This window comes from Mesorhizobium sp. WSM1343 (genome assembly GCF_055901535.1).
Genome location: NZ_CM148370.1, coordinates 3,985,889 through 4,000,694, shown reverse-complemented (window position 1 = coordinate 4,000,694; position 14,806 = coordinate 3,985,889). Strand labels below are relative to the sequence as shown.

Annotated in this window: 17 protein-coding genes; 9 read left to right on the top strand and 8 right to left on the bottom strand. The window is 61.4% G+C overall.

The annotated features are described in order from the left end of the window. Positions 1-4: 4 nt before the first annotated feature. Positions 5-154, top strand: a complete 150-nt coding sequence (locus tag AC0NIL_RS19530) for a hypothetical protein (protein WP_013531568.1) — start codon at positions 5-7, stop codon at positions 152-154. Between the two features lie 59 nt (positions 155-213). Here AC0NIL_RS19530 and AC0NIL_RS19525 read toward each other — a convergent pair whose 3' ends face one another. Further along, positions 214-720, bottom strand: a complete 507-nt coding sequence (locus AC0NIL_RS19525; RefSeq protein WP_013531567.1) for a YciE/YciF ferroxidase family protein — start codon at positions 718-720, stop codon at positions 214-216. A 236-nt stretch (positions 721-956) separates the two neighbouring features. Here AC0NIL_RS19525 and AC0NIL_RS19520 point away from each other — a divergent pair, with 236 nt between their 5' ends. Beyond that, positions 957-2,666, top strand: coding sequence for an HAD family hydrolase (locus AC0NIL_RS19520; protein WP_473573305.1), 1,710 nt, complete (start codon positions 957-959; stop codon positions 2,664-2,666). 117 nt (positions 2,667-2,783) lie between these two features. Here the strand turns inward: AC0NIL_RS19520 and AC0NIL_RS19515 are convergent, their stop codons facing one another. Genes AC0NIL_RS19515 through AC0NIL_RS19500 form a run of 4 tightly spaced genes read right to left on the bottom strand, consistent with a single transcriptional unit; the run spans position 2,784 to position 7,121 of the window. Beyond that, positions 2,784-3,173 carry a RidA family protein gene (locus AC0NIL_RS19515; RefSeq protein WP_275953012.1) on the bottom strand — a complete coding sequence of 130 codons (390 nt, stop codon included), beginning with the start codon at positions 3,171-3,173 and terminating at the stop codon, positions 2,784-2,786. A gap of 23 nt (positions 3,174-3,196) precedes the next feature. Beyond that, positions 3,197-5,476: a xanthine dehydrogenase family protein molybdopterin-binding subunit gene (locus AC0NIL_RS19510; protein ID WP_275953011.1), complete on the bottom strand. Its 2,280-nt coding sequence runs from the start codon at positions 5,474-5,476 to the stop codon at positions 3,197-3,199. Between the two features lie 3 nt (positions 5,477-5,479). After that, complete coding sequence (locus AC0NIL_RS19505) at positions 5,480-6,502, bottom strand: FAD binding domain-containing protein (RefSeq protein ID WP_024505524.1); 1,023 nt, start codon at positions 6,500-6,502, stop codon at positions 5,480-5,482. A gap of 1 nt (position 6,503) precedes the next feature. Beyond that, positions 6,504-7,121 (bottom strand): (2Fe-2S)-binding protein, encoded by a 618-nt coding sequence (locus tag AC0NIL_RS19500; protein ID WP_275953010.1) that lies wholly within the window; start codon positions 7,119-7,121, stop codon positions 6,504-6,506. 182 nt (positions 7,122-7,303) lie between these two features. Here AC0NIL_RS19500 and AC0NIL_RS19495 point away from each other — a divergent pair, with 182 nt between their 5' ends. From AC0NIL_RS19495 to AC0NIL_RS19475, 5 genes are all read left to right on the top strand, one after another. Continuing rightward, a complete protein-coding gene (locus AC0NIL_RS19495) occupies positions 7,304-7,474 on the top strand; it encodes a hypothetical protein (RefSeq protein WP_082827566.1) in 171 nt (56 codons plus the stop codon). 99 nt (positions 7,475-7,573) lie between these two features. Then, entirely contained in the window at positions 7,574-8,749 is a 1,176-nt protein-coding gene (locus tag AC0NIL_RS19490) for an HlyD family secretion protein (protein WP_473573301.1), read from the top strand. Further along, the gene (locus AC0NIL_RS19485; protein WP_165447102.1) at positions 8,746-10,341 is read left to right on the top strand and encodes a DHA2 family efflux MFS transporter permease subunit; all 1,596 of its coding nucleotides are present in this window, start codon (positions 8,746-8,748) and stop codon (positions 10,339-10,341) included. Before AC0NIL_RS19490 ends, AC0NIL_RS19485 begins: the two co-directional genes overlap by 4 nt. Before the next feature lie 117 nt (positions 10,342-10,458). Continuing rightward, entirely contained in the window at positions 10,459-10,776 is a 318-nt protein-coding gene (locus tag AC0NIL_RS19480; protein WP_013531559.1) for a hypothetical protein, read from the top strand. Positions 10,777-10,820: 44 nt separating this feature from the next. Beyond that, a complete protein-coding gene (locus tag AC0NIL_RS19475) occupies positions 10,821-11,264 on the top strand; it encodes a PPC domain-containing DNA-binding protein (protein WP_275953008.1) in 444 nt (147 codons plus the stop codon). A 23-nt stretch (positions 11,265-11,287) separates the two neighbouring features. Here the strand turns inward: AC0NIL_RS19475 and AC0NIL_RS19470 are convergent, their stop codons facing one another. Next, entirely contained in the window at positions 11,288-12,562 is a 1,275-nt protein-coding gene (locus AC0NIL_RS19470) for a DUF763 domain-containing protein (RefSeq protein ID WP_275953007.1), read from the bottom strand. 100 nt (positions 12,563-12,662) lie between these two features. Beyond that, positions 12,663-13,271 (bottom strand): cysteine hydrolase family protein, encoded by a 609-nt coding sequence (locus tag AC0NIL_RS19465; protein ID WP_013531556.1) that lies wholly within the window; start codon positions 13,269-13,271, stop codon positions 12,663-12,665. 201 nt (positions 13,272-13,472) lie between these two features. On the opposite strand from AC0NIL_RS19465, the gene AC0NIL_RS19460 reads away from it, so the two are divergent. Together AC0NIL_RS19460 and AC0NIL_RS19455 are read left to right on the top strand one after the other, a co-directional pair. After that, positions 13,473-13,868 carry a GFA family protein gene (locus AC0NIL_RS19460; protein WP_275953166.1) on the top strand — a complete coding sequence of 132 codons (396 nt, stop codon included), beginning with the start codon at positions 13,473-13,475 and terminating at the stop codon, positions 13,866-13,868. Positions 13,869-13,892: 24 nt separating this feature from the next. Further along, complete coding sequence (locus AC0NIL_RS19455; protein ID WP_275953006.1) at positions 13,893-14,312, top strand: HD domain-containing protein; 420 nt, start codon at positions 13,893-13,895, stop codon at positions 14,310-14,312. Between the two features lie 43 nt (positions 14,313-14,355). On the opposite strand, the gene AC0NIL_RS19450 is transcribed toward AC0NIL_RS19455, so the two are convergent. Further along, positions 14,356-14,766 (bottom strand): DUF427 domain-containing protein, encoded by a 411-nt coding sequence (locus tag AC0NIL_RS19450; RefSeq protein ID WP_013531554.1) that lies wholly within the window; start codon positions 14,764-14,766, stop codon positions 14,356-14,358. Positions 14,767-14,806: the final 40 nt, after the last annotated feature.

Genomic DNA, 14,806 nt, shown 5'->3' with positions numbered 1-14,806 from the left:
ATGGATGGGCCGTCTGCTTTTCATGGTGGCGTTCGCTTGTGTAGCGTATCGCATCTACACGGAAACCGCAGGGTCTGCTCGGCATGTGCCGCAGGATGACGGTGAGGCGCTGCGCAAGCAATCAGCGGCACTGGGCGTCGACCCGTCTCGCTGACGGGATGGAACCTACCGGCAATCCGGCCGGCCGAGTTACCAGCCGGCCGGATTGCAGCCTTATTCGGCTGCCTGCAGGTTGATCTTGCTTTCCGCCATTTCGGTTAGCTTGCGATCTGTCGCCTGTTCTTCCTTGAGATTCTTGGCCAGCACATTGGCGCAGTCGGTGCGGCCAAGCTGCTTGGCCCAGGCGATGAGCGTGCCGTAGCGCGTCATCTCGTAGTGTTCGACGGCCTGCGCCGAAGCAATCAGCGCCGCGTCGAGAACCTCCTTGTCATCGACGTCACCGCTCACATCGTCGGCCTCCTCGAGAATGCCGTCGATTGCCGGACAGTTGACCTCCTTGGCCTTGACGCCATGCAACTCAAACACCTGTTCGACGCGCTCGACATGGCCTCTCGTCTGATCGAGGTGTTTTTCAAATCCGGCTTTCAATTGCGGGTCGGTTGCCTTGTCGATCATCTTCGGCAGCGCTTTCTCGATCTGCTTTTCGGCGTAATAGATGTCGCGCAGCGTGTGCACGAAGAGATCGTCGAGTGTCTTGATGTCCTTCGAAAAGAAGCCCATGGCCTTACCTTTCATTGCGCTTGGTGTGGATTTCGGCGACGGGGTTTGCGCCGCCAACAAAGACCGGGACGGTTCCCGGCTTGTCTGGTCAACGTGCCGGCACCGAAGGAGTTCCTGATTTCCGAGGGCGGACCCGTTCCCCCTTCTCCAAGACCTGCGATCCGGTCGGTGGGGAGCCTTTGTCTCGATCACACGTTCTAGCCGCAGAGCAATCGGAACCGAGAAGGGTTGGCGGAATGTATTTCATTGCATTGGCGACTGACTATGACGGCACGCTGGCTCATGATGGGGTCGTCGCCAAGAAAACGCTCACTGCGCTTGAGCGGTTCAAGAAAAGCGGCCGCAAGCTGGTTCTCGTCACCGGGCGTGAACTGCCCGATCCCAAGGGCGTCTTTCCCGAGCTTAGCCTCTTCGACAAGGTCGTCGCTGAGAATGGCGCGATGATCTACACGCCGGCCAGCGAGGAAGAGCGGGTGATCGCCCCGCCGCCCGAGCCCAAATTCGTCGCCAGGTTGAAGAGGCAGGGCGTCAAGCCGCTTTCGGTCGGACGATCGATCGTCGCGACCTGGGAACCGCATCAAGCGACCGTGCTTGAGGTCATCAAGAAGATGGGTCTCGAACTGGAAATCATCTTCAACAAGGGCGCGGTGATGATCCTGCCGAGCGGCATCAACAAAGCCACCGGGCTCGCCGCGGCCCTTCAGGACCTTCGACTTTCGCCGCACAACGTCGTCGGCGTCGGCGACGCCGAGAACGATCATGCGTTCCTGCAAGCCTGTGGCTGCAGCGTCGCCGTCGACAATGCAATTCCGGCGGTCAAGGATACAGCCAACCTGGTCATGCGTGGCGCCCGAGGCAAAGGCGTGGAGCAACTGATCGCAAAGCTGATAAAGCGTGATCACGCGATAGTGCCGAAGCGCCATGACGGCATCGTTCTTGGATCATCTGGCGGCGACGATACCTACCTGTCGCCGAGCGACACGATCCTCATTGCCGGGAGTTCCGGTATCGGTAAATCCACCTTGGCCACCGCGCTGACCGAGCGCTTCGTCGAAAGCGGCTTTCAGTTTTGTGTCTTCGATCCCGAAGGCGACTATGATGGCCTCGAAGGCGCCGTTCGCCTGGGAGACGGCTCAAGCGCGCCGACAAAGGCGCAAGTGCTGGATCTGATCGCCAAGGCCGACAGCAACATAGTCGTCAATGGACTGGCCCTGCGGGTCGACGAGAGGCCGGATTTCTTTGCCGACCTGCTGCCTGGCCTCAGCAGTTTCCGCCGGCGCACCGCGAGACCGCACTGGCTCGTGATCGATGAAGCGCATCATCTTCTGCCCAAGCGGCGCGACGATACGCGGGCGGTTCTGTCATTGGAATTGCCTGGCACAATCCTGATCACCGTTCACCCCGAGGCGATCTCGACAGACGCCTTGCGCCTGGTGACAGCCATCATTGCGCTTGGCCCCAAGGCAAAGGACGTCGTGAAGGTCTTCTGCCGTGAAACCGGCATTGAGCCGCCGAAAGTCATCCCCAGCCCGAAAGGTGCGCGCGTGCTGTTCTGGCGGCCGCAGGCAGGCAAAAAAGTCAAGACGGTCAAAGTGGTCGAACCACGTCAGTCACTCAAGCGGCACAGCCGGAAATATGCCGAAGGCCAGCTCGACGAAGCCGGCAGCTTCTATTTCCATGGCCCTGAGAATGCGATGAATCTCAGGGCTCACAATCTGATGATCTTCGCTCAGATCGCCGAGGGCATAGATGACAAGACCTGGGAGTTTCATTTGCGCACCGGCGACTATTCCAAATGGTTTCGACATCAGATCAGGGACAAGGACCTGGCGCGCGAAACCGCCCAGGCGGAAGAGGACAAGACCCTGTCGGCGGAGGAGAGCCGCAAGCGGGTGCTTGATGCCGTGCGCCGCCGTTACACGGCTCCCGCCACAGCCCCGGAGTGACACGCGAGAGCCAAGTCAATCAAGCCAGCGCTGCATGCGAAATTCTTCAGTCAGGCAACGCCGCCACCGCAACAATTTCAACGACGATGTCGGCTTGCGCAAGCGCTGCAACTCCGATCACCTCCGAAGGCGGCGGGTTGTTATAGCTGCAGTGCTTCGGCAATGCTCGGCAAAGAACTCGTCCAGTACGTCGAGACGAAAATTGGGTGAACTCAGAACGCCGCCATCGGGAAATGGCCCCTTGATGAAGAAGGTCAGCCGGATGAGATAGTCGAGCGCGCTGCCGAGTTCTTCCAGATCTGATTTGATGTTCGCCAGAATTGCGCGCCACTGTGCCGCAGCATCGCCAGTGAATCCCCCTCCTCTCTTTCCGGTCGGATCGTAATTTTCGGCGGTTGCCGTATTTCCGCAAAGGTAGACAAATCCCCTTGCTCCGGAGACGACCGTGCCTTTTCCCCACGGCATCAACCTTCCGTTTTTGAATTTCTTATGGGTTACGAGTTCCATGCTTGGTCCAGAACTCTTGATCGTCAGCCTATCAAATCGTCTATTCTGATCGGCAGATCGCGAATGCGCTTGCCGGTGGCATGATAGACGGCACTCGCCACGGCAGCAGCCGTTCCGACATTGCCGAGTTCGCCCAAACCCTTGACGCCGGCAGGGTTGACCTGATGGTCGATTTCGGGGACCAGGATAACGTCGACCTGTTTGATGTCGGCGTTGACCGGCACGAGATAGTCCTGCAGGTCGCGGTTGACGTAGCGCGCCTGTCGCTGATCGATTTCCGTCGCCTCGTGCAACGCCTGGCCGATACCCCAGATCATGCCACCCATCAGCTGGCTGCGCGCGGTGCGCGTGTTCATGATGCGCCCGGCGGCGAAGGCCCCGACGATGCGCGGGACCCGGATTTCGCGTGTATAGCTGTTGATGCGCACTTCGACGAACTCGGCGCCAAAGGCATATTTGACCGAATCTTCGTCGTTCTCTCCACCATGAAATTCCGACTGTCCGGCATAGAGTTTGCTGAGGGCTTCAGGCGAAGAACCCTTCGGCGCAAACTCGGCATATTCCTCGATGGCGCCGACTTGCATAGCCTTGAAGACATCAGCCAGCTTTGCGGATTTGCCGGTCTCGGTGACGACCTCTTCGCCCTTCAAATCCAGCTTCGCATTGCCCGAACCGGCCAGCGGAGCCCCCCTGCCCGCAGCGGCGGCGAACAGCTTTCCGCGTATCGCGTCGCAGGCTTTCATGACCGCCGAGCAGACACTGGCGGTCGAGATCGATCCGCCCGACACGGGAGCCGGCGGCAAGGCACTGTCGCCCATCTCGACGCTGATCTTGTCCATGCCGATGCCCAGTCTTTCGGCCGCCATCTGGCCGGCGATGGTGCGAACGCCGGTGCCGATTTCATGCGAGCCGCACTGGATCCGAACCTCGCCGTCGGCGGTGAGACGAACCCGGGCCGCGCAGGGCGCGGCGGCAGTCGGATAGATCGCCGTCGCACAGCCCATCCCGACCAGCCAGTCGCCGTCGCGCATCGAGCCGACCTTGGGATCGCGCTTCGACCAGCCAAAGGCCTCCGACGCCTGGTCGTAGCACTTGATGAGTGAGCGGCTGGAAAATGGCTTGCCTCCGATGGGCTCCTTCTCCGGTTCATTGATGCGACGAAACTCGACAGGATCCATGCCGAGGGCCACAGCCATTTCGTCCATGGCGTTTTCCAGCGCGTAGACATAAGGCGTCTCCGGCGGCGATCGCATGTAGCCAGGCGTGTTGCGGTCGGCATGAACCAGCGAAACATGCGTCAGAACGGCGCCGTAATTGTACATGCGCGCGGTGGCGGACGTGCCGCCGACGACATAAGGGTCAGGGCGTGACGTCACCTCCCAGGCCTCATGTCCGAACGCCGTGATGCGGCCGTCCTTGCCGGCGCCCATGCGGATCCGATGCCGCGTTTCGGCGCGATAGGTCTGCGTACCGAAGGCTTGCATGCGATTGACGACGCAGCGAACCGGGCGGCCAATGCGTCGCGCCGCGACGGCAACGATAGCGGTGCGTGCCGTCATCGGCCCCTTGGAGCCGAAGGCACCCCCGATATAGGGACTGACGATCCGCACATTGGCCGGATCGAGCTTCAGCTGGCGTGCCAGTTCCACCTTCCAGCCGGTAACGTTCTGGCTGGGCTCGTGTATGGTCAACTGGTCGCCTTGCCATATTGCGGTGGTCGAAAACAGTTCGATCGGATTGTGATGCTGGGTCGGCGTCGAATATTTTTCGTCGATCTTTACCGTCGCATCCGCCCAGGCGGCATCGAAATCACCGGCCTTCGCATCCTCCTTGAACATAGGGTTTTTGCCGGCAGCCGGCTCCATCTTCACGCCCTTGGAATCAAAGCTGGCGGCGGGCCGTTCGTCCTCATAGTCGGCGCGGATCAACATTGCGGCTTCCTCCGCCGCCTCGAAGGTCTCGGCAACCACCAGAGCGATGATCTGACCGTCGTGAAAAACCGTCTTGTCGTGCAAAGGCCCGATCGAACTTGCGCCGGTGTTGCCGAATTTCGGCGTGTCGGTCTGGTCCATATCGTCATAGGTGACGATGTCCAGCACACCGGGTACGGCCCGGGCGTCTTTCGTGTGAAGTCCCGAAACCTTGCCCCGGGCAATGCTGCTGGTGGCAAGGGCACCGTAGGCGACGTTGGCCGTGACGATGTCGGCGGGATAGCCGGCCTGTCCGGTAACTTTTAGCCGGGCGTCAATGCGGACAACCGGATCGCCCTGGTTTTCCCTGGGGGCGGGTGCAGCTTGGTTCATGGCTCAGCCCTTCATATCCCGGGTTTCGAGCAGCGCCCGCACCAGCGTGCGCTTGCCGAGCGGTATCTTGAATGCGTTATGCTCGCGCGGTCTGGCATCGGCGAAGGCAGCCTCGGCAGCCTCTTGCGCCGCGGCTTCGTCAAGCACTTTGCCCTGTAGCGCGTCCTCTGCTTCGCGCGCCCGCCACGGCACCGTCGCCACACCACCAAGCGCAATGCGCGCACTCCTTACCGTCTCGCCATCCATGTCGAGCGCAACAGCCGCGGACGCCAACGCAAACGCGTAGGATTCGCGATCGCGAATCTTCAGATAGCGCGACCGGCTGCTCCACCGTTCGAGCCGCACTTCGATGGCGGTTATGAGCTCGTCGGCGGCGAGATCCGTCTCGATGTCGGGCGTGTCGCCCGGCCGTTTGTGCAGCTTGGCAAATGCAAGCGTGCGCCTTCCCCGCGGACCTTCGATCTCGACGGTGGCATCGAGCGCAACCAGCGCCTGCGCGAAATCGCCGTGATAAGTGGCGATGCAGGCATTGCTCGTACCCAGCACGGCGTGCTGGCGATTGGACCCTTCCATCGCAGCGCAGCCGGAGCCGGGTTCGCGCTTGTTGCACGGCCAGGAAATCTCTCGAAAATACTCGCAGCGCGTACGTTGCAGCACATTGCCGCCCAGGCTCGCCATGTTGCGAAGCTGACCGCTGGCGGCGAATTTCAGGCTGTCGGCAAGGGCCGGGCAACGCCGCCGGACGTCATCGTTGTCGGCTGCTTCACCCATGCGGACCAGTGCACCAAACCGGATCGTGTCATCGTTTATCCTGATCTGCCGCAAGGCTGGCTCGGCAAGAGTGTTGAGGTCAAGCAGTCGGTCCGGCCGCGCGACACCGAGCTTCATGTAGTCGGCCAGATTGGTGCCGCCGGCGATGAATTGCGTGTCGGCGCCGGTTGGCGGAACGCGCACGGCATCGACACGGGATGCCATGGCGATTGCAGCGGAGACGCTGGTTGGTCTTTCATAAACGAAGGGGCGCATCCTAAGCCCTCCTGATCTCGTCGCGCGCCTGGACGATCGCCGCAACGATGTTGGGATACGCCGCACAGCGACATAGATTGCCGCTCATATATTCGCGAATGTCATCTTCCGATCCAGCATGGCCTTCGTTGATGCAACCGATGGCGGACATGATCTGACCCGGTGTGCAATAGCCGCATTGAAAGGCATCGTGGTCGACGAAGGCCTGCTGGACCGGATGCAGTTCCCCGTCCGTCGAGGCCAGGCCTTCCACCGTTGTGATCTCCCGCCCCTGGTTCATGACGGCAAAGCTCAAGCAGGACAGTGCCCGCTTTCCATCGATCAGAACCGTGCAGGCGCCGCACTGACCGTGATCGCAACCTTTCTTGGTGCCGGTCAGGCCGACGTGGTCGCGCAGAGCGTCAAGCAGGCTGGTTCGATTGTCGAGCGCGAGATTGTAGGTCTGTTTGTTGATACGCATTGAAACCGCCGACAAGTCGCGCGGTTCGGCTGGCTTTGCGGACGCTGGCTGGGCAGCTCTCGTCGGGGAATTCACAAGCGGCATCGCCGCCGCCGCCGAAACAGAGGCCGTCATGAACATGCGTCTGCTCAGGCCACTGGACATCTTGGCATCGGACATGGCTGGCTCCGGGCTGGCTGGGTCTCAAGCGGCCCAAACCAGTCGCGGAGGACAAAGTTCCCTGCTCACGAGCCTGTGATCCTTTTTTCTGCGGGCGGGATCGATGTAACCGGAACCTCACCTGTCGAGCGATGGTTGTGGGCCAAGAGCCGGTGTGTGCCAAGGGCCGGAAGGAGGCGATCATGAGCGATGGTCGGCATGACAAGGACGATGACAATGGACCTGTGTTCTCTGCGGAGCAGGCGAGACAGGGCGAGATCATCCTGCGAACGCGCACGCGTCGGGTTATCTTCATAGCCGGCTTGGTCGGTATCGTGATCCTGGTCATCGCGGTCAGATTGGCAATCGGCTGAACCAATTCCGCCAGGCGCGAAACCGTGCCCGGTCGCCAGGAACCTTTTACGACCAGTTGTCGTTGACTGGCCACGGTCAAAACTCCTGGGAGTTCTCCCGTGGACGCGAAAACCCAAACCGAAGAATCTGAAACCGGCGACACGCACGCCACGTCACGCAGGGCCACCTCAGAGGCGGCGCCAAAGCACCGGAGAGACGTCGGTCAGGAGCACAAGCAGGACAAGCAGGCCGGAGAACCAAAGCCCAGCCTGCTGAGCTTCCCTCGGCGGCACCCTTACATATCCATCGCCATCCTGCTCGCAGTGCTGCTGATTGCCGTAGGGCTGGTCTTGTGGTGGCTGGACGCGCGTCAGTATGAATCGACCGACGATGCTTTCATCGACGCCCGCACGGTGACGATCGGTGCCGAGATATCGGGTCGTATCACCGATGTCGCGGTCACCGACAACCAGTCTGTGAAAGCCGGCGACGTGCTCTTGCGCATCGACGACAGCGACTATCAGGCAAGCCTGGCGGAAGCCGACGCCGGTGTGGCCTCGGCGCAGGCCGAGATCGTCGATGTCGGCGCACAGATCGAAGCACAAAACGCCAAGATCGATGCGGCACAGAAGCAGGTGGCGCAGGCCCAGGCCGCGCTCGAGTTTGCCAAAGCGGAGGACAAGCGCAACCGTGAGCTGCTGGCCAAGGGAACCTCCACCCAACAGCAGGCGGAACAGGCCGCTTCTACCCTGCGCCAGGACCAGGCCGCCCTCGACAGCGCCGGAGCAAACGTCGCTGCCGCGAAAAGCCAGGTCACTGTTCTGCAGGCACAGACCAAGAGCGCGCAAGCAAAGCTCAATCAAGCCAAGGCCAGCCAGGAGCAGGCCCGCACCATGCTGTCGCGCACCATCATAACCGCGCCTGTCACCGGTCGCGCCACCAGTATCACGGCCGCCAAGGGCACCTACGCCCAGCCTGGTCAGGTGCTGATGATGTTCGTTCCCGACGAGGTCTGGGTGAAGGCTAATTTCAAGGAGACCCAGCTTGATCTGATGCGGCCGGGACAGCCCGTCGACATCGATATCGACGCCTATCCCGAAAAGAACTTCCACGGCCGCGTCGACAGCATCCAGGCGGGCAGTGGCACCGCCTTCAGCCTGCTGCCGGCCGAGAATGCCACCGGCAACTTCGTCAAGGTGGTGCAGCGCGTGCCCGTGAAGATCGTCTTCGACCGACCGCCGGGCGTGCTGCTGGGTCCAGGCCTGTCGGTGGTGCCGACAGTCAAGGTAAGATGAGCGCCGTCGAAATGGCTGGTGAACGGAGCGAAAGCCGGTCCGCCGCCGGCGGGCGCAATCCGTGGCTGATCGCAGTCGTCGTCTCGATCGCCACCTTCATGCTGGTGCTCGACACCTCGATCGCCAACGTGGCGCTGCGCAACATCGCCGGCAGCCTCGCGGCCGGGATGGACGAAAGCACCTGGGTGATCACCACCTATCTGGTCGCGAATTCCGTGATCATCCCGGTTAGCGGCTGGTTGGCCAGCGTCATCGGCCGCAAGCGTTACTACATGCTTTGCGTGGCGATCTTCACCATAGCGTCGCTGCTGTGCGGCCTGGCGCCCAATCTGGAAATGCTCATCGTCTTCAGGATCCTGCAAGGCCTCGGCGGCGGCGGCATGGCACCCAGCGAACAATCCATTCTCGCCGACACCTTTCCACCCGAAAAACGCTCCCAGGCATTTGCTCTTTACGGCATTGCCGTCATCGTCGCACCGACAGTCGGGCCGACCATCGGCGGTTGGCTGACCGACCATTTCTCCTGGCACTGGATATTCTTCATCAATGTCCCGTTCGGCATCATGTCGCTTGCCTTGGTGCAGTGGCTGGTGGTCGAGCCTGACGTGCTCGAGCGCGAACGGCAGGAACGGTTGAAGGGCGGCCTCAGAATAGACTGGGTCGGTTTCATCCTGGTCGCCACGGCACTTGGCTGCCTGGAGATCTTTCTCGATGAGGGCCAGCGCAACGATTGGTTCGCATCAGGTTTCATCGTGACCTTCGCGGCGATTTCGGCGGTCTCATTCCTGCTGCTGATCCCGTGGGAGTTCAGTCACCGCGATCCGATCGTCGACGTCCGCCTGCTCTTCAGCCGCCAGTTCGGCACATCGTTCCTGGTGATGATGGCGGTGGGCGCCGTGCTGTTCAGCACCACCCAGTTGATGCCGCAACTGCAGCAGACCGCCTTCAACTATACGGCGACCCTGTCGGGCCTGTCGATGATGCCGGGTGGCATCGCAATGTTGATGCTTATGCCGGTTTCCGGATTTGCCGGCGCCATCGTCCAGCCCAAATACCTGATCATGGCAGGCATGTCCGTCGTCGCTGTCGCGCTCTGGCATATGACATCGCTCACCCCGGACGTCAGTTTCGGCTTCTTTGCCTTCGCGCGCATCTTCCTGATGATCGGTCTGCCGTTCCTGTTCATCCCCATCTCGACGGCGGCTTACGTCGGTCTTGCTCCGCAGCAGACGAACCAGGCGTCGGCACTCATCAACGTTGCCCGCAACATCGGCGGAAGCATCGGCGTGTCGCTGTCCAACACAGTGATAGCCCAGAACGCGCAAATCCATCAGGCAAACCTCGTCGGCCACACGGCACAGTCGTCACCGGCCTACCAGCAGGTTCTGCGTCAGGCGACCGAGCACTTCGTGGCTCAAGGCTCGCCGATGATCGACGCAAAACAGCAGGCGGTCGGCTGGATAGGACAGTTGATAGCGCGGCAGGCCTCATTGCTCGCCTATATCGATGTCTTTCGGTATTGCGCGGTAGCGACCGCACTGCTCGTTCCCCTCGCCTTGCTGCTGCGCTCTCCCCGGCCCGAAAAGCGTTAGCTCGCGCCGCGGCGGTGTATGGCGCTGCCCCGCCATGCGGCCTCGGCTTCGCGAACTTCTGTTGGAACCACCGCGTCGAGTCGACGTTCAGCCCTTGTTCAACAGGAGGAGCTGGCCATGCCACGAGGCGACAAATCGAAGTACACTGACAAGCAGGAGCGTAAAGCCGACCACATTGCCGAAGGTTATGAGAAGCGCGGGGTTTCCGACAAGGAGGCAGAGCGGCGCGCATGGGCAACCGTCAACAAGGACGATGGCGGCGGCAAGAAGGAAGGCGGTTCGGGCCGCGGCAAACACACGGGCCATCCGGCGGCGCACAAAGGCGGCAAAAGCGGCGGCAAGGCATCGGCATCACGATCTGCCGCAAGCCGATCGGAATCGGCAAAGAAAGCTGCAGCGACCCGCAAGCGCAATGCGGAACACCGTGCCCATTGATCTGACGGCGGCGCTCAATGGGGCCGAACGATGGAAGGACAGGGATGAAATCGCAGCTCGTCAATGAGATCGGCGGACAAAGGACATTTGTCCTGGTGCTCGACCCAGGCGAAGAAGCGTTCGCGGCACTGACCGCCTTCGCGGTCGACCAGAAGATCGGCAGCGCGTCCCTGACCGCCATAGGGGCTTTCGAAAAAGCCACCGTGGGCTGGTTTGATCCGGACGCGAAGACCTACCGCAAAATCCCTATCGACGAACAGTGCGAGGTTCTGAGCGCGATCGGCGATGTCGCACTGGGCGATGACGATAAGCCCAGCCTGCACGTCCATGCGGTGCTGGGATTGAGCGATGGCACCACCCGGGGTGGACATCTGCTTGATGGCATCGTTCGGCCAACGCTCGAAATCACCCTGGTGGAAGCGCCCGGCCATCTGCGCCGCAGCAAGCGCCCGGATCTCGATGTCGCGCTCATCGATCTGGACGATTGATCTCCAGCCGCTCTAGCTCGTTCTCAGGCCTTCTTGCTCCGCTCAGCAGGTGCTGTGTCCGGGGCCGCTTCCCACCCGAACACGCTGCGCCCGCCAAGCAGATGCGACTGGTCGAATTCTCCCGCGACAATTTCCTTCAGGCTGGGGCCGGTTGCGTATCGTTCGACTTGCCGCGACTGATCGTCGAGCCGCCTCAAGGCACCGATTTCCTCATCGCGACCGAGCTTTGCCTTTTGGACGGCCGACTTCAGAACCCCGATCGTCTCATCATAGACCTTCAGCGGCACTGGAAATGGATGCCTGTCCTTGCCGCCATGCGCCAGCGAGAAGCGGCCGGGATCGGAAAAGCGGCAAGGCGCGCCATGCACCACCTCGGCAACGAGGGCCAGCGCGCGCACCGTGCGCGCGCCGACGCCGGGGACCAGAAGGAGCTCGGCGAAATCGGTGGGCCCGCGGTCTGCGGCGGCGGCGATATTGCCGTGAAGACGATGCATGACGACATCGCTTTCGCGAACGTCATGATGGGCCGGCATGACCAAATGCGGCAGCAGCGGCTGCTCCGGTTCCTGCCGGCGCCTCGGCTCCGCGCAACGCTCCAATGCCGCAAGCTCGCCCAGGATGCGATCGGGTCCGAGCTCCTGCAAAAGGTTCAGTTGCCCTTGGCGCGACGCGTCGGCGCGCCTGTCGGTCAGGTTGACGATCTCGCCTTGATTGATGCCCTCGATGGCGGCATGCGGCTGGTCGACAAAACTCTTGAGCCCGTCGGAGAGCCAATGGTAGCGGCGCGCCACCTTGCTGTCACCGTTCATGCCTTGCTGCACCACGACCCAGCGACCGTCATCGGTGACGATGAAACCATGCAGGTAAAGATCGAAACCGTCCTGGATTGCGGCGCTGTCGACCTTGGCGACAAGACGGCTGACGGTGGCCAGGCCCGCTCCGTCAAAGCCGACGCGTTGGCCGATGGCTTCGAGTTCATGCGGGGTTTTTCGCGAATGCGCGCCGCGACCACCGCAGACATGAATGCCGAGCTCGCCGGAAAGCGGCGTGAGGCCACGCTTCAAAGCGCCCACGACGCTGGTCGTGATCCCCGACGAATGCCAATCCATGCCCATGACAGCACCAAAGGACTGGAACCAGAACGGATGCGCCAGCCGTCGCAGCAGTTCGTCTCGACCATAGTGATGAATGATCGCTTCGCACATCACGGCGCCAAGACGCGTCATGCGGTCGCCGAGCCATTTTGGCACGCGCCCGCCATGGAGTGGAAGATCAGCACTTCCCGATCGTTGCGTCACGTCTGCTACCCGTTCTGGTGTCCGTTATTCTCTTAACAGATAGGCAGCCAAACCGCGCAAGGAAGCATGGACACTTTCCGCCGAGCCGAGTTAGCGAACGTCAAGTCCAGTTCGAGAGAACCGTTTCCATCTCAACCGTCTCGACCTGCTGCGCGAAACGTTGGTGGTAAACGGTCAGCAGTGCGTCGTGGGTTGCATCGGAAGAACTGCATAGCGCGTCCGTGACGAGAACCACGCGATAGCCGAAATCGATGGCTCCGAGCACCGTGGCCAGAACGCAAACATCCGTTTCGCCACCGGTGATGACGAGCGTATCGATGCCGCGCTCCACCAGGAAGGCTCTGAGGCGCCCTTCGAACCAGGGCGAGTAGATGTGCTTGTCGATGATCGCCGCTGGCGGGCAGTAGCCGGCTAAAGACGGCAACAGTTCGGTCATTTCAGGCCCGATCGTCTCGATCGTCTGTGAAGCCCAGCGCTCATAATAGCGCTTCCATGTGCCGACGCCCTGCCCCGGCTTCTTGGCTGGCAGGAAGCGTGTAAAGACCGTCTGCGGCGCGCGTCTTTCGACCAGCGTCTCGATCTGCGGGAGAACCCGGGTGATCCAGGGTGTCGCCCATTGAGACGGCTCGGCAAACAGCCGCTGCATATCCACGCAGACATGCATGCATCGATCGCCCAAGGGACCGTATGCCAGCCCCGGCATCGACATCAGTGCGTCTCCGACCGGCCAAGCATTCCCTGACTCCTCATTTTGCCAGCAAAGACACGCAACGCCGCGCGCAAGCACTGGTTCCTGAGATAGCCAACAGGAACCGACGCAAATGACCGGCGTTTCCGCTGTGATGAATGGAGGTGCTCGCATGAGACCGCGCGAGAGGCGTTGGAGCCGCAAGTCAACCGGGGCGCCAAAATGGAACTGAGCGGAGGATGTCTCTGCGGCACGATCCGCTTCCGCGTTGGAAGCGAACCGAGAGTGCATTACTGCCATTGTGATATGTGCCGGCGAGCGACCGGCAGTGCGTTCGCGGTTCTGGCCTGGGTGCCTTCCCAAAGCGTGACCTGGATCGATGCGACGCCGACCTATCGCAGGTCTTCGCCGATTGCCTGCAGGGGGTTCTGCTCCGCCTGCGGATCGCCGCTCAGCCTCGCCTATGACGCATCGCCGGGAGAGATCGCGCTTCATGTCGGAACGTTCGACGATCCGGCTCGCCTGGAGCCGCGCTACAATTATGGATCGAGGCAGCGACTTGGCTGGGTTTGCTGCGGAATGGACCTGCCGCACCACGACACCGAGGAGCGATGGTGAAACCATGTCTGAAGGGGAAGCCTGATGAGCATGTTTTACCGGGCGGCCAAGATTGCCGAAGAGGTCCACCAGGCACAGCGCGACAAGACCGGGCGACCTTATATCGAGCACAGTCGCCGTGTCGTTGACGCGGTCGAAACCAAGGATCAGAAGGTCGTCGCCTATCTCCATGACGTCCTGGAAAAGGGCGAAGGCTGGGACCGGACCAGGTTGGAAGAGGCCGGTTTTGGCCCGACGATCGCGTCGGCCGTCGACGCCATGTCGCGCAGGGACGGCGAGGATTACTTCGCGTTCGTGCGACGAGCGGCATCGAATCCATTGGCGCTGCCGGTGAAGCGCGCGGATCTGGCGGACAATATCTGGCAGGCACGACAGGCTGGGGCATCAACCGTCAGATACGAGGAGGCACTACGCATCCTTGATGAAGAGTTTCCACGCGGTTAGCACCAGCCTTGAATTTCAGCTCGCGCCGGTGAGAACGGGCAATCTACTCCGTGACGTGGGGCGTATGCCTTCTGTCCTCCGCGGGCTCGACATCGATGCGCGCCTTTTCCGGATCGAATGCACCATGACGTGCAATGGCCCGCGCCGCGGTTTCAGGCGTCTCGTATGCCCACATGAAATCGTCAGCCGAGCTGCCCACGGCATGGACGCGCCAGTAGCTCGCGGTACCTTTCAAAGGGGAGCGGCTGGTGGTGTTCGTTTTTTCGAAAAGGTCAAAATAGATGTCTTCGAAAGGAATATAGAACACGGGCTCATGTCCTTCTTCCTGAAGCACTTTCGCCCGTTCCGTGGCAGCGACTATGGCGTCGGAAAATCGTACCGTCACCGTGCCCGCAAACGGTTCTATGGCCAACTGGCCAGCATGGTGTCTTGAGATTGCGCCTGAAGCTTGCATCCAAATTCTCCCTGGCTGCCGATTGATTGCGAGACCGCAT

Coding starts and splice junctions, on each gene's coding strand:
- AC0NIL_RS19530 (WP_013531568.1), top strand. CDS start 5: ATGGGCCGTCTGCTTTTCATGGTGGCGTTCGCTTGTGTAGCGTATCGC.
- AC0NIL_RS19525 (WP_013531567.1), bottom strand. CDS start 720: ATGGGCTTCTTTTCGAAGGACATCAAGACACTCGACGATCTCTTCGTG.
- AC0NIL_RS19520 (WP_473573305.1), top strand. CDS start 957: ATGTATTTCATTGCATTGGCGACTGACTATGACGGCACGCTGGCTCAT.
- AC0NIL_RS19515 (WP_275953012.1), bottom strand. CDS start 3,173: ATGGAACTCGTAACCCATAAGAAATTCAAAAACGGAAGGTTGATGCCG.
- AC0NIL_RS19510 (WP_275953011.1), bottom strand. CDS start 5,476: ATGAACCAAGCTGCACCCGCCCCCAGGGAAAACCAGGGCGATCCGGTT.
- AC0NIL_RS19505 (WP_024505524.1), bottom strand. CDS start 6,502: ATGCGCCCCTTCGTTTATGAAAGACCAACCAGCGTCTCCGCTGCAATC.
- AC0NIL_RS19500 (WP_275953010.1), bottom strand. CDS start 7,121: ATGTCCGATGCCAAGATGTCCAGTGGCCTGAGCAGACGCATGTTCATG.
- AC0NIL_RS19495 (WP_082827566.1), top strand. CDS start 7,304: ATGAGCGATGGTCGGCATGACAAGGACGATGACAATGGACCTGTGTTC.
- AC0NIL_RS19485 (WP_165447102.1), top strand. CDS start 8,746: ATGAGCGCCGTCGAAATGGCTGGTGAACGGAGCGAAAGCCGGTCCGCC.
- AC0NIL_RS19480 (WP_013531559.1), top strand. CDS start 10,459: ATGCCACGAGGCGACAAATCGAAGTACACTGACAAGCAGGAGCGTAAA.
- AC0NIL_RS19475 (WP_275953008.1), top strand. CDS start 10,821: ATGAAATCGCAGCTCGTCAATGAGATCGGCGGACAAAGGACATTTGTC.
- AC0NIL_RS19465 (WP_013531556.1), bottom strand. CDS start 13,271: ATGTCGATGCCGGGGCTGGCATACGGTCCCTTGGGCGATCGATGCATG.
- AC0NIL_RS19460 (WP_275953166.1), top strand. CDS start 13,473: ATGGAACTGAGCGGAGGATGTCTCTGCGGCACGATCCGCTTCCGCGTT.
- AC0NIL_RS19455 (WP_275953006.1), top strand. CDS start 13,893: ATGAGCATGTTTTACCGGGCGGCCAAGATTGCCGAAGAGGTCCACCAG.
- AC0NIL_RS19450 (WP_013531554.1), bottom strand. CDS start 14,766: ATGCAAGCTTCAGGCGCAATCTCAAGACACCATGCTGGCCAGTTGGCC.